11 protein-coding genes and 2 pseudogenes are annotated in these 12,446 nt (G+C 73.0%); 7 read left to right on the top strand and 6 right to left on the bottom strand.

The window, feature by feature from the left end:
* Positions 1 to 49 precede the first annotated feature (49 nt).
* A complete protein-coding gene (gene ddaH / locus OVA02_RS02335) occupies positions 50 to 928 on the bottom strand; it encodes a dimethylargininase (RefSeq protein ID WP_402752532.1) in 879 nt (292 codons plus the stop codon).
* Positions 929 to 1,030: 102 nt separating this feature from the next.
* Here ddaH and OVA02_RS02330 point away from each other — a divergent pair, with 102 nt between their 5' ends.
* Entirely contained in the window at positions 1,031 to 1,468 is a 438-nt protein-coding gene (locus OVA02_RS02330) for an Lrp/AsnC family transcriptional regulator (RefSeq protein ID WP_043593232.1), read from the top strand.
* A gap of 941 nt (positions 1,469 to 2,409) precedes the next feature.
* Here OVA02_RS02330 and OVA02_RS02325 read toward each other — a convergent pair.
* Both OVA02_RS02325 and OVA02_RS02320 read right to left on the bottom strand, forming a co-directional pair.
* A complete protein-coding gene (locus tag OVA02_RS02325) occupies positions 2,410 to 3,237 on the bottom strand; it encodes an aldehyde dehydrogenase family protein (protein ID WP_267659670.1) in 828 nt (275 codons plus the stop codon).
* A pseudogene (locus OVA02_RS02320) lies at positions 3,123 to 4,880 on the bottom strand (proline dehydrogenase family protein); the annotation flags it as partial. The gene OVA02_RS02325 and the pseudogene OVA02_RS02320, both read right to left, overlap by 115 nt.
* Before the next feature lie 377 nt (positions 4,881 to 5,257).
* Here OVA02_RS02320 and OVA02_RS02315 point away from each other — a divergent pair.
* On the top strand, positions 5,258 to 5,728 hold the full coding sequence (locus tag OVA02_RS02315; RefSeq protein WP_056044096.1) for a MarR family winged helix-turn-helix transcriptional regulator: 471 nt from the start codon (positions 5,258 to 5,260) through the stop codon (positions 5,726 to 5,728).
* Positions 5,729 to 5,803: 75 nt separating this feature from the next.
* On the opposite strand, the gene OVA02_RS02310 is transcribed toward OVA02_RS02315, so the two are convergent.
* Entirely contained in the window at positions 5,804 to 6,766 is a 963-nt protein-coding gene (locus OVA02_RS02310; protein WP_267659147.1) for a DNA-3-methyladenine glycosylase family protein, read from the bottom strand.
* Positions 6,767 to 6,832: 66 nt separating this feature from the next.
* Between OVA02_RS02310 and OVA02_RS18120 the strand changes: the two are divergent.
* From OVA02_RS18120 to OVA02_RS02300, 3 genes and pseudogenes are all read left to right on the top strand, one after another.
* Positions 6,833 to 7,450: pseudogene (locus tag OVA02_RS18120) on the top strand (sugar transferase); the annotation flags it as partial.
* Positions 7,451 to 7,476: 26 nt separating this feature from the next.
* Positions 7,477 to 7,623: a hypothetical protein gene (locus OVA02_RS02305; RefSeq protein ID WP_267659146.1), complete on the top strand. Its 147-nt coding sequence runs from the start codon at positions 7,477 to 7,479 to the stop codon at positions 7,621 to 7,623.
* A gap of 62 nt (positions 7,624 to 7,685) precedes the next feature.
* Positions 7,686 to 8,696, top strand: coding sequence for an LCP family protein (locus OVA02_RS02300; RefSeq protein WP_267659145.1), 1,011 nt, complete (start codon positions 7,686 to 7,688; stop codon positions 8,694 to 8,696).
* On the opposite strand, the gene OVA02_RS18115 is transcribed toward OVA02_RS02300, so the two are convergent.
* Positions 8,677 to 10,074, bottom strand: coding sequence for a GntR family transcriptional regulator (locus OVA02_RS18115; RefSeq protein WP_420709623.1), 1,398 nt, complete (start codon positions 10,072 to 10,074; stop codon positions 8,677 to 8,679). The genes OVA02_RS02300 and OVA02_RS18115 overlap by 20 nt on opposite strands.
* A gap of 101 nt (positions 10,075 to 10,175) precedes the next feature.
* Here OVA02_RS18115 and OVA02_RS02285 point away from each other — a divergent pair, with 101 nt between their 5' ends.
* Positions 10,176 to 11,084 carry a rhodanese-related sulfurtransferase gene (locus OVA02_RS02285; protein WP_267659144.1) on the top strand — a complete coding sequence of 303 codons (909 nt, stop codon included), beginning with the start codon at positions 10,176 to 10,178 and terminating at the stop codon, positions 11,082 to 11,084.
* A 33-nt stretch (positions 11,085 to 11,117) separates the two neighbouring features.
* Complete coding sequence (locus OVA02_RS02280) at positions 11,118 to 11,603, top strand: pyridoxamine 5'-phosphate oxidase family protein (protein ID WP_056044110.1); 486 nt, start codon at positions 11,118 to 11,120, stop codon at positions 11,601 to 11,603.
* A gap of 82 nt (positions 11,604 to 11,685) precedes the next feature.
* Here the strand turns inward: OVA02_RS02280 and OVA02_RS02275 are convergent, their stop codons facing one another.
* The gene (locus OVA02_RS02275; protein ID WP_123571146.1) at positions 11,686 to 12,420 is read right to left on the bottom strand and encodes a DUF4190 domain-containing protein; all 735 of its coding nucleotides are present in this window, start codon (positions 12,418 to 12,420) and stop codon (positions 11,686 to 11,688) included.
* Between the last annotated feature and the right edge of the window lie 26 nt (positions 12,421 to 12,446).

The following is a 12,446-nucleotide window of genomic DNA, read 5'->3' as shown; positions in this document are numbered from 1 at the left end:
GGCCTGGTGGTCAGGCTCGACGGTCAGGCCTGGTGGTCAGGCTCGACCCTCAGCGACGCAGCTCGAGGGTGCAGCACTTGACGCCGCCGCCGCCGAGCAGCAGCTCGGAGAGGTCGACGCCGATCGGGTTGTAGCCGCGCTCGCGCAGCTGACGCTCGAAGCCGGTCGCCCGGGCGGCGATCACGACGTTGTGGCCGTCCGAGTACGAGTTCAGGCCGAGGATGGCGGCGTCCTCCTCGCTGACGAGGATCGCGTCGGGGAAGCGCTGCCGCAGGATCGCGAGCGACGCGTCGTCGAACGCGCTCTCGAGGTACGCGATGGTGTGGCGGCCGTCCACCGGCTCGGGGTCGAGCACGGCGATGGCGGTGTCGAGGTGGTAGAAGCTCGGGTTCACCAGGGTGAGGCTGACGACCTCGCGCCCGAAGACGCGACCGATCTCGTCGTGCGAGCTCGAGTCGCTGCGGAAGCCCGTGCCGGCCAGGATGACGTCGCCGACCAGCAGGAAGTCCCCTTCGCCCTCGTTGGTCTCGGAGGGCTCGGCGACCTCGAAGCCCGCCGAGGCGAACCACCGCATGTAGGCCGGGCCCTCGGCCTGGCGCTCGGGGTAGGTGAAGCGCGCGCCGTAGGCGACGCCGTCGAGGACGAAGCCGCCGTTGGCCGCGTAGACCATGTCCGGCAGACCCGGTTCGGGGTCGATAAGCTCGACGTCGAACCCCAGGCCGACGTAGGTGTCGTAGAGGGTCTGCCACTGGGCCAGCGCCAGCGAGGTGTCGGTCGGCGTGGTGGGGTCCATCCACGGGTTGATCTTGTAGCTGACGGTGAAGTGCTCGGGCCGACACATCAAGATGGTGCGGTGGCTGGCCACGCGGGACGAGGCCCCCACGGCGGTCGCATCGGGCAGGTCGGTGGGTTCGATCGTCAGGCTCACCGGATCAGTGTCACATCGTGGGCGCGCACGAGGCCGAGCTCTCACGCACTTTTCTTGCGTATTTGTCAGCTCTGGTGCAGCATTCCGGCGTATGATGTCGTTGTGGACAATCTCGACTACGGCATCATCGACCTCCTGCGCCAGAACGCCCGCGCAGGGTACGGCGACATCGGCGCCTCGGTCGGCCTCAGCGCCTCGGCGGTGAAGCGCCGCGTCGACCGCCTCGTCGCCGACGGGGTCATCAAGGGGTTCACCGTCCAGGTCGACCCCGCCGTCGACGGGCTCGGCACCGAGGCCTACGTCGAGCTGTTCTGCCGTGGCACCGTCTCGCCCCAAGAACTGCAGCGCATCCTCGGAACGGTGCCCGAGGTCGTCGACGCCGGCACGGTGACCGGCAGCGCCGACGCCATCGTCCACATGCGCAGCCGCGACATCCCGTCGCTCGAGGAGGCCCTCGAACGCGTGCGCAACGCCCCGAACGTCGACCACACCCGCAGCGCGATCGTGCTCTCGAAGCTCATCAGCCGCCGCTCGGCCTGAGGCACGGCCCTGCGGTCGGAGGCTCAGGTCGGGCGGCTCGCAGGTCGGTTTGTGTCGCGGGCCGTCCCGACTCGCAGCTCGATGCCGCAGGTCGGCCCGACCCGCAGATCGGTCCGACCCGCAGGCCGGTCAGAGTCGCAGGTCGGCCAGCGTGGGGTCGAGGCGTCCGTACCGGTGTGCCGTCAGCGAGACCGACTGCTCTCGCAGGAACGTCAGCAGTTCGATCCGCCCCTCCTCGGTCACCTCGCCCGACGAGATCGTGACGTCGGGGCTTCCCCGCAGGGCCCGGGCCAGCGCGGCAGGATCTCCGCCGATCGTCCGGATGCGCAGGCCGCGGTAGGCCGCGACCGCCTCGGGTGACGGAGCCGGTCTCGAGTCGTCGACCCGCGCCTCCTCGGTGGAGGCCCGCTCGCCCCCGGCGGCCTCGGCCAGCAGGTCGAGCACGTCCGGGCCGGCCACCTCGGCCGTGGGGCCCTGCAGCGCCCCCGCGGCCGCCCGCGCGACGAACGCCTCGTCGCTCTCGACGACGACGTCTCGCACCCGCACCGGCGACGAGGAGGCGCGCCACAGGTGCACGAGACCCGCCGGCAGCGGCACGGCCGAACTGATGGTCAGGGTCGACCCCGCCCGTGCCCCGGCGGCGACGAGCCGGACGAGAGCCGTCGGATCGGCCCCCGCGGAAAGTCGCAGCGTGACGGGGTGCGGACGGTAGCGGAGCACGTTGCGCTGGACGACGAGGCCGGTGACGTCACGGGCCAGGCCGAACTCGGACTGCCAGGCGCGCTGGTCGCTCTCGACGGCCGTCCGCAGCGAGTCGAACTGCTCGAACGACAGGGTGGGTCGGGCCGCGTCGACGAGACGGGTGACCCCCTCGGAGACGTCGTGCAGGCGCAGGGAGGGGCGCGGCTCGTGGGGACGGTGGCGCCAGGCCCCCTGGCCGATCAGGGCGTTCGGGCCGCCGGGCTTGAGACCCCGACCGATCGCCCGTCGACCCCACCCGCCGGGGGCCTGCGCCGGACCCGGGCGCCCGTCGTCGGACCACCGACGACGAGGTCTCCGGCCCGCACGGTGTGCAGCCACTCGTCGATCTCGTCGACGTCGAGGGAGTGCAGACCCGCCACGTCACCGCCGTTCTCGGCGTTCTGCACCGCGATCGCCTCGGCCAGGGTCTCGACCGGGACGAGGCCGACGACGGGGACCTCGTGCGAGCGGGAGGCGAAGGCGCCGCGGGCGTCCACGCCGTCGCGCACGCCCGGCGAGCAGAGGGCCCCGGTCTCGTCGAGGGGACGCGGCTCGAGCAGCCACGACTCGCCGGGGCCGAGCACGGTCAGGACGTCGAGCTCGGACCCGGTCGGGGTGGAGGCGAGCGGGCCCATCACGGTGGCGACGTCGTCGGCCGGACCCACGACGACCGCCTCGAAGGCCTCGCGCAGCAGGCGACGGAAGGCCTCACCGTGACCGACGGACCCGACGGCCAGCACCAGGTCGAGTGCTCCGTGACCACGGCCGGCGTGGTCGACGACGCTGGCGACGACGTCGGCGGCGGCGAGCTCGAGGTCGGCCGACGGGGTGACGACGAGCGAGGTGACCCCCGGGTCCGCACGGCGAGGTCGAGGTCGGGGCGCACGTCGCGGAGGCCGACGGCCGTCTCGACCGCCCCGTGCGCGACCACCCGGTCGACCAGCGGGTGCGTCAGCAGGGCGCGTTCGTGGTCGGGGTCGTCCGCGACGACGAGGGCCAGGAGCGAGTCCGGGACGCCGACCGCCCAGAGCGCCTCCGCGACGACGGCGACCGCCCGCCGCCGGCTCCGGGGCAACAAGACGACGACCGCGCTGCCGGCGCCGAACGCCGCGAGCACCCCTTCGACCGTTCCGGCGACGGGCGTGACGAGGTCGGGCACGACGACCGTCAGCCGCGGGGGCCGGTGCTCGGCCGAGGCGACCGCCGCGAGCCCTCGGGTCAGGACGGCCAGACGGTGGGCCGAGTCGACGGCCGCACCGACCTCGTGGTCGGCCTCGGACAGGGTCGAACCGGACTCGCTGACGGACACCTCGACCAGGCGCGAACGCCGCAGGGCGAGCTCGCGGCCCGCCAGGTCGAGCAGCTCGGCGCGGGTCTCGGGGTCTTGGCCGCCCCAGGCCTCGCCGGCCGAGGAGGCGCGGGTCACCATCGCCACGAGGGAGTCGTCGTCGAGGGCACCGCCTTCCGAAGAGGTGGGCCCGAGGGAGGGGGCCGCGTCGGCGGTCTCGATGCCGGCGACCGACCGACGGGCGCGCCCGAGCACGCCTCGGGCCCACCTCCGGTTGCCGTCGAGCGAGGGATCGGTGTCGGCCTCGGCCACGAAGTCGACGACGTGGTCGGGGCCCTCGTCGAGCGGGCCCGACCGGTCTCGACGGCGCCGGGGCACGGAGGGCAGATCGCCGACGGCCGCCACGGCGCGGTCGTGCCGGCGAGCCTCTCGCGTGAACGCCGCCTCGTGGTCGACGTCGAGGGCGCTCGAGAGGAATCCCTCGGGGTCGGCGAGCGCGTCGAGCCGGCCCACCAGGTGTCGCACGGCGGAGTCGAACTCGCCGGAGACGGTCACCGGCACCAGGAGGACGAGCGACCCGTGCTCGGAGCGGACGACCTCGGCGAGCCCGGGTGCGGCCCCCAGCCACATCTCGACGTCGAGCAGGTGGTCGGTGCCGTGGCGACGGGCGACCGTGACGGCATGGGCCAGGTCGAAGACGTCGTGCCCGGCGAGGCCGACCCGGGCGACCGCGGCGTTCTCGGGCCTCAGCGCGAACTCGACCAGCCGGAGGTGGCTCGCGTCGGTCTCGTGCTTGGCCTCGAAGGTGACGACGGGCCAGTCGTGCAGGCGGGCGTCGACGATCTCGTCGAGTCGCGACCCGCCCTTCACCAGCCGGACCGAGATCGGCGCGCCGCCCCGGTCGACGCGGTCACGGGCCCAGTCGGTGAGCAACCGCAGCGAGTCGAGCGCCTCGGGGACGTACGACTGGACGACGATGCCCGCCGTCACCGCCTCGAGCCCGGGTCGGTCGAGCAGTCGCGTGAAGACGTCGATCGTGAGGTCGACGTCGGCGTGCCGGTCGACGCCGAGGGTGAGGAGCGTGCCCGTCGACGCCGCCAGCTCGACCAGGGGCCGGAGCCTCGACTCGGCGAGGTCGCTCGTCTCGTCGAAGGCCCAGGGCGAGGTCGGGCCGACGAGCTCGCGGACGGTCGTCGTGACGCGCTCGACGTCGGGCCGCTCGATCAGGGCCCGGACCGCGGCGACCCGGCGCTCGGCCTGGGTCGGCCCCGACACCGTGGGACCCCAGGCGGTGACGTCGAGCCGGACGCCGTCGCCGCGCAGACCCGTGAGGGCCTGCGCGAGCTTCTCGGGTGGCGCGTCGACGAGCAGGTGCCCGACCATGTGGCGCAGCGTCCGCCGCGCGACCGGCATGATCGGCTTGGGTGCGATCGGGCCGAAGCCCCCACCGAACGAGATGGCCGCCCGGAGGTGCCAGGGCAGCAGGGCCGGCGTGCGTCGGCTGAGCGACTCGAGGGCCGATGCGCCCGCCCGGTCGTCCCCGGGGCGGACGACGCGGTCGGCGAAGTCGCGGGCGAAGTCGAGGCCGCGGGGGTCGCGCAGCACCTCGGTCAGACGGGCGGCCGGACCCTGCACCGGGACGGCACGCGCGGCGTCCCACCAGCGGCGGGCTGTCTCGACGGTCTGCTGCGTGACTTCGTCGGCGTGCACATCGGACATGGGTCGAGGATATGCCGCGCCACCGTCCCTACACTGGGCGAATGGCCGACGAACTCACCGACGAGGAGTGGGTCGTCTGGGACTCCTTCTACGCCATGAGACGGCGCCTCGACCGGGCCCTCGAGCTCCGTCTGCAGAGCGATTCGGGTGTGTCCGCCCCCGAGTACGAGATCCTCGTCGGCCTGGGCCGGAGCAGCGACCGACGCTCGCGCGTGCGGGACATCGCCGAGCAGATCGGCTGGGAGAAGAGCCGGGTCAGCCACCAGGTCACCCGCATGGAGCGCCGAGGGCTGGTGCGCCGCACCGAGTGCGCCTCCGATGCGCGGGGCACCTGGGTCGAGCTGACGCCCGACGGCCGCCGGGCCATGCTCGCGGCGACCCGGGGGCACACGGCCGCCATCAAGAGGTACTTCACTGACGTGCTCGAGACGGACGCCGAGGTCGTCCGGGCGTTCTCGGGTCGCGTGCTCGAGGCGATCGGCACGGACGCGTCGCCCGACGCCCAGGCCTGACCCGCGCCTCCTCTGCGTCCCGACGCGGACGCGCGGCCACCGCGGCCGTCTCGGCCCTCTCGGCCGCCTGCCGCGTCAGTGGAAGCGGTGGTCCTGGATGGTCATGCGCGGGCCGAACCTCGGCTTCGAGAAGCCGCTGCCCGTGATCAACCGCATGACGCGTTCACGGTGGCCGCGCCACGGCTCGAGCAGCTCGAGCATGCCGTCGTCGTCCACGGGACGGCCGATGAGCGCCCATCCGACCACGGCGGGCAGGTGGTAGTCGCCCACGCTGGGGCTGTCGGGGTCGCCGTGCGCACGCTGCGTCGTCTCGGCGGCGGTCCAGACGCCCACGCCGGGGATCGACCGGAGGCGCGTTGCGACCTCGTCGCCACCCCGACCGACGGCGAGCGTGCGCTCGAGTGCGGGCGCCACCGCACAGACCCTCATGACGGTCGCCGACCGCTGCGGCCCGACGCCGGCCCGGTGCCACTCCCAGCTGGGGATGCGGCGCCAGCCCTGGGCGTCCGGCGGGACGACGAGCCCCTCGGGTGCCGGACCCGGTGCCGGCGTGCCGTGTCGACGCACGAGCTGCCGCCACGCACGCCAGGCCTCGACGCTCGTGACCTTCTGCTCGAGGATCGCCGGGACGACGGCCTGCAGCACGAGGTTGGTGCGGGTCAGCCGGAGCCCCGGTTGCCGCCGGCGGGCGTCGGCCAGGAACGCGTTCGTCGTGACGTCGAGCCCCGACCAGTCGTCGCCGCGGCCCAGCAGCTCGGGCACGTGCTCGATCGCCCAGGCGGCTCCCGGCCCCCACGCGTCGGCGCGGACGGACGAGGAGGCGCGGCTCGCCGACACGCAGAGCGTCGCCTCGCCCGCCGGGGTGCGCAGGGCGAGCCACGTCCGGTCGCCGTCGACCCGGAACGAGGGATCGCCCGAGCCGCGACCCAGGGGCCGCAGGGTGGCCCGGACGTCCACCGGGCGTGCCGACCAGTAGACCGTCCCGAGCCGTCGGTCGTCCGCGTCGGGAGCGGCCCCCGTGCGCTCGAGCTGATCCATGTCGCGATGGTAGACGCTCCCGCCGACAACCCTCTTGCGTCATTGCTCATGTCTGTGTGATATTTTATGCGTCGGCCATCCGCCGCCCGTGCACGAGACGAGAGACACCGAGCAGACCCGATGACGATCACCACGAGACCCCTGTCCGCACCCCCAGGTGCACGCCTCACCTCCTCCGCGCCCGGCCGACCGAACCGCCACCACCAGGGCGATGCCCACGGTCCCGACGTCGCCCCGGCCGCTCCCCCGGTCCGGCGGGCCGTCGCCCGTCGGGCCAAGCGGGCGATCGACGTGGTCGGGGCCGTCGCCGCTCTGACCACCCTCGCTCCCGCGCTCGCCCTCGTCGCCCTGGCGGTGCGACTCGACAGCCGCGGCCCGGTCCTCTACCGCCAAGAACGCTGTGGGCTCGACGGCCGGACCTTCGAGATGCTGAAGTTCCGGTCGATGGCCGACTCCGATCGGGCCGTCGCGATCATGCCCGAGGCGAACGACGCCGACGGGCCGCTCTTCAAGCTCCGCGTCGATCCGCGTGTGACCCGGGTCGGCCGCGTGCTCCGCAGGCACTCGCTCGACGAGCTGCCGCAGCTGGTGAACGTGCTGCGGGGCGAGATGAGCCTGGTCGGGCCGCGCCCGGCCCTGCCGCGAGAGGTCGCCCAGTACTGCAGCCGCGCCCGCCAGCGCCTGACGGTGCTGCCGGGACTGACCGGCCCGTGGCAGGTGGGGGGCCGCTCCGACCTCGACTGGACGCCGGGCTCGACCTCGACCTCGGCTACGTCCACGGCTGGACGCCGACGACCGATGCGCGGCTGCTCGTGCAGACGATCGGCGCCGTCGTCCGGCCCTCCGGCGCGTACTGAGCGAGACGCGGCACGCGTTCCCCGGACCCGACCGCCGACCAGACCCCCGAAGCGGAGCCACCATGACCGACCACCGTGCCCGCAGACGACGCCGCTCGTTCTTCCGACGCCACCGTCTCGCCATGACGAGCCTGCTCGTGCTGGTCGGCGTCGTGATCACGGGGGTCGGGGCACTGGCGATCTTCGGTCTCACCACGATCCGGTCGGCCGAGGACGCCCTCGACGACGTCGGCACCCTGACCGACTACGCGGGCCGTCCCGCCCCCGCCACCGACGGCTCCGTCAACCTGATGCTCCTCGGGTCGGACAGCCGCGAGCCCGTCGACGACCGCGATCTCGGGGGCTCCGGGCCGCGACGGGCGGACACGATCATGGTCGCCCACATCGCCGCGGACCGTCACTCCGTCGAGCTCGTGTCGATCCCTCGCGACACCTGGGTCGAGGTGCCGGGCCACGGCCAGGCCAAGGTCAACGCCGCCCTGGCCTGGGGCGGTGTCCCGCTCCAGACCCGGACGATCGAGGCGATGACGGGCGCACGCATCGACCACGCCGCCGTCGTCGACTTCGGTGGCGTCGAATCGATCGTCGCGACGTTGGGTGCCGTGACCGTGCAGAACGACGTCGAGTTCCGTCGAGGAGATCGCGTCTTCGCCGAGGGAGCCGTCACCCTCGACGGTCCGAGCGCTCTCGAGTACGTGCGCGAGCGCTACGCCTTCGCCGACGGCGACTTCCAGCGCATGCGCAATCAACGAGCCCTGGTGGCCGGCATCACCGACCGCCTGGTCAGCACGCGCACCCTGACCGATCCGGCGCGCGTCTCGGCGTTCGTCGAGACCACTGCCGGTCACATCGGGGTGGACAGCTCGTGGACCACGAGCGACATGATCGGCCTCGGCCTCTCGTTGAGACAGCTCCGACCGTCCGACGTGACGTCCTTCACGATGCCCGTCTCGGGCACCGGCACGTCACCCGACGGGCAATCGATCGTCGTCGTCGACGACTCGATGCTCGACGACCTCCGTCGGGCGTTCGCCGACGACGACCTCGAGGCGCTCAGCCCCCCTGCGGGCTGAGCGAACGGATCAGAGCGGCCACTGCCGGGCCCCAGCCGCCACCCGTCGCACCGGGCGACACCCGCACGGCATCCGAGAACGTCCGCCACGAGCTCGGTGGCAGTCCGAATCCACACGAGATCAACCCATGGGCCAGACGGGGCTCGAGGATGTCGAGTTCGCGGGACAGCGCCGGTGATCGTTCGACCGAGGCGAGTCGTCTGACCGCGGTGCCCAGGCAGGTCAGGGTCGTCAGGGTCGCCGGGGCCCCTTCGGACCTCGTCGCGAGGGGGAGCAATCGGCTCGTCACCGCCGCGATCTCGGCCCGGTCGGCGCTGCCGCCCGTCGGGTGTCGACCGGCCGACCACGACACGAGTCGTGCGTACAGGTCGCGGGCGGCGACGACGTCGGCGACCTCGGGGCGAGCGACCCGCGTGTAGCGGTTCGGAGCCATGTCGACGAGGCCCCTCTCGTCGAGCCGCTCGAGAGCGGAACGGACGGGAGTCCGCGAGACGCCCAGCCAGGTGGTGAGTTCGTCGTCGGCGAGCCTCTCGCCGGGCGTCAGGGTGCCGTCCAGGATCGCGACGAGGATCATCCGGTAGACGTCGTCGCTGAGGCGTGGTCGGACGAGGGTCGCGCGGGCGCCGGCCCTCGCGACGTCGTCACCCCGGGGGAGGACGCGACGGTCCTCGACGACGGCGGACGCCCCGAGCGGATCGGACGCCCCGTCCCGGGCGACGTCGGGAAGGTCGAGCCTCGAGGTGACCCGTTCGCACGCCTCGGCCGCGGCGTCGACCAGCCCGCCGCCCAGTGACCGACGAACCTCGACGAACACGTCGGCGACGACGTCGAGATCGTCGGCGGTCAGCTCTCGGAGGTGATGGCGCAGGGGCAGCGTCAGACGTCGCGCGTGTCGGACGGCGAGGCGGCCGAACACGTGGTCGTCGACGGCCGACCACACCGCCGCCCAGGAGTCGCCGACCGCGTCGACCTCCTCGACGGAACCGTCGGCCGAGGAGGAACGGGCGCGGCAGTCGTCGACGAGGCCCGAGAGGCGTCGATCGAGCCCGGTTCGTTCGTCGTGACCCGCCGACGCCACGACGGCCGCGAGCAGGGCGCACCCGACCGCCAGGAGGTCGACGGCGACCTCGCGGCGAGGGACCACGACGCTCGTCGCCCTCCGCGCCGAGGTCTCGGCCAGTCGCACCTGCTCGAGCTTCGCGATGGCGATCCGGATCGGCGTCCGCGAGACACCGAGCCACGTCTCGCAGTCGGCGTCTCGCAGGCGCTCGCCCGGTCGCAGCGTGCCGTCGAGGATCGCCGCGACGAGGTACTCGAAGACGGCGTCCTTCTGGAGGCGCCGAGGGATGACCGGACGGGCGGGGGTCGGGACGGGCATCGGCGCCTTTCGTCGGTGTCTGGAATTCCGGGTACCAGCATAAGGCATGCATGCCTCAGGCGTACGGCGCTCCCCGACCGGCCTGCCCCTAGGATCTCCTGGTGGCGACCCCGAAGATCGTGTTGTTCTATGCCTTCACACCGCTCGGCGATCCCGAGGCGATGCGTCTGTGGCAGCGCGACCTCGCCGAGTCCCTGCACCTGCGCGGACGCGTCCTCGTGTCCCACCAGGGCCTCAACGGCACGCTCGGAGGCGACCTGCCCGACGTCAAGCGCTGGCTCAAGAAGACCCGGCAGCACCCGGCCCTGGCCGAGCTCGACGTCAAGTGGAGCGAGGGCACCGGCGACGACTTCCCCCGCCTGTCGGTCAAGGTGCGCGACGAGATCGTGACGTTCGGCGCTCCCGACGAACTGCAGGTCGACGGGTCCGGCGTGGTGGGCACCGGTGAGCGGCTGTCCCCCGACGAACTCCACGAACTCGTCGACCGTGAGCAGGTCACCTTCTTCGACGGTCGCAACGAGTACGAGTCACGCATCGGTCGGTTCCGAGGCGCCGTGGTGCCCGACGTGGCCACGACCCGCGACTTCGTGGCCGAACTCGACAGTGGGCGCTACGACCACCTCAAGGACGAGCCCGTCGTCACCTACTGCACGGGTGGCGTGCGCTGCGAGGTGCTGTCGTCCCTCATGACGTCGCGTGGGTTCTCGCGGGTCTACCAACTCGACGGGGGTGTCGTGCGGTACGGCGAGCGCTTCGGCGACGACGGCCTGTGGGACGGTTCGCTCTACGTCTTCGACGGTCGCGGCTCGGTCGAGTTCAGCGACCACGCGGCCGTGATCGGTCGCTGCGAGGTCTGCGGCACCGCGACCAGCCGCATGCAGAACTGCGTCGAGGTGCAGTGCCGACGGCAACTGGTCGCCTGCGACGGGTGCGGTGCACGAGGCGACGTGACCTGCGACCGGCACCGCGCCTCCTCGTCCCTGACCGGCGGCGGACCTCCGGTGCTGTGACCTCGGTCGAGGCTCCGGCGTAGGGTCCCCGGCATGACTGAGACCAACGACATCAAGAAGATCGGCGAGGTCCTCGACGCGGGCCGCATCGGCATCCTCACCACGCAGAGCAGCCACGGCCACCTCGTGAGTCGGCCCCTCGCGATCGTCGATCGCGACTTCGACGGCAAGGTGTACTTCTTCACGCGCGACCCCTCCCCCAAGGTCGACGACGTCAAGGCGCACCCGCAGGTGAACGTCGCCGTCGAGACCGGCAAGGGCTACCTGTCGCTCGCGGGCAAGGCCTCGATCGTCAAGGACTCCGGGCTGATCGACGAACTGTGGACGACCGGGGCCGAGGCCTGGTTCGACAAGGGCCGCGAGGACCCGACCGTCGCACTGCTCGAGGTCGACGTCGACACGGCCGAGTACTGGGTCAGCAACGAGCCCAAGGCCGTCACCCTGTTCAAGTACGCCAAGGCCGCCGTGACCGGCGGACACCCGAAGAACGTCGCCGACACCGGCACCGTCTCGCTCTAGCCGAGGAGGCGCGGCGCGGGTCGTCCTCGACGGCCCGCGCCCCCGGCGGCTCGCGTCCTGTGATGGTCCGTGCCCGCCCCGGTCACCCGCAGGTGACGGTCCGACCGTCGCCGTTCACGTAGTCGCCGGGCCCGAGCTGGGCACAGGTCGTCGCGAGTTGCGAGTAGTAGTCGAGTGCCGCGATGGCGTACACGAGGCTCAGGACGATGACGATCGAGGCGACGACCATGCCGGTCAACGCGAGGGTGGCCGGGCGGCCGGCGGCTCGGGCGCGTCGCGCCGCCACGATGCCGAACACCAGGCCGAGGGGCGCGAAGAAGACGCCGAAGACGATCGACGCGATCGCGAGACCGCGGCCCTCGTCGTCGGTGCGGGGCGGCGCGGACGACCAGTCGTCGTCGGCGGGGAAGAAGTACGAGCCGAGGCCTGCGTTCTCGGGTCGGGCGTCGGGCGCGGAGCCGGTCTCGGGCACGGGACCGGGCGGCGGCGCCCAGACCTGACGACCGTCGGAGTCCCACGTCGGCGCGGCGGCCTGCTGGGCGACGGGCTGCTGGCCGGCGGCCTGCTGGCCGACGGGCTGCGACGAGGGGGGCTGCGACGCCGCGGGCTGGGGGAAGAACGGCTGCTGCTGTCGCGTGGCGGGCATCGACGGTGCGCCGGAGGGGTCGAGCGGCCAACCGCGATCGGCCACGCCCGCCTCGGGGTGCACCGGGCGAGGCGGACCGAACGGGAACTCGCCCCGGTCGGGCTCGGTCGGCGCGGGCCGGGCGAACCGGGCCCACGGCGACGGCGGACGCCCCGGCTGCTCGTTGCTCATGCAGGCGAGGGTAGTACGGCCGCCTG

The organism is Frigoribacterium sp. SL97 (assembly GCF_026625765.1).
In the GTDB taxonomy this organism is placed as follows: Bacteria; Actinomycetota; Actinomycetes; order Actinomycetales; family Microbacteriaceae; genus Frigoribacterium.
This window is presented reverse-complemented; position numbering and strand designations above follow the sequence as displayed.

What these genes read in the sequence shown, in the direction of transcription:
- OVA02_RS02280 (WP_056044110.1), top strand. Translation starts at nt 11,118, where the DNA reads ATGACTGAGACCAACGACATCAAGAAGATCGGCGAGGTCCTCGACGCG.
- OVA02_RS02310 (WP_267659147.1), bottom strand. Translation starts at nt 6,766, where the DNA reads ATGGATCAGCTCGAGCGCACGGGGGCCGCTCCCGACGCGGACGACCGA.
- OVA02_RS18115 (WP_420709623.1), bottom strand. Translation starts at nt 10,074, where the DNA reads ATGCCCGTCCCGACCCCCGCCCGTCCGGTCATCCCTCGGCGCCTCCAG.
- OVA02_RS02315 (WP_056044096.1), top strand. Translation starts at nt 5,258, where the DNA reads ATGGCCGACGAACTCACCGACGAGGAGTGGGTCGTCTGGGACTCCTTC.
- OVA02_RS02300 (WP_267659145.1), top strand. Translation starts at nt 7,686, where the DNA reads ATGACCGACCACCGTGCCCGCAGACGACGCCGCTCGTTCTTCCGACGC.
- OVA02_RS02275 (WP_123571146.1), bottom strand. Translation starts at nt 12,420, where the DNA reads ATGAGCAACGAGCAGCCGGGGCGTCCGCCGTCGCCGTGGGCCCGGTTC.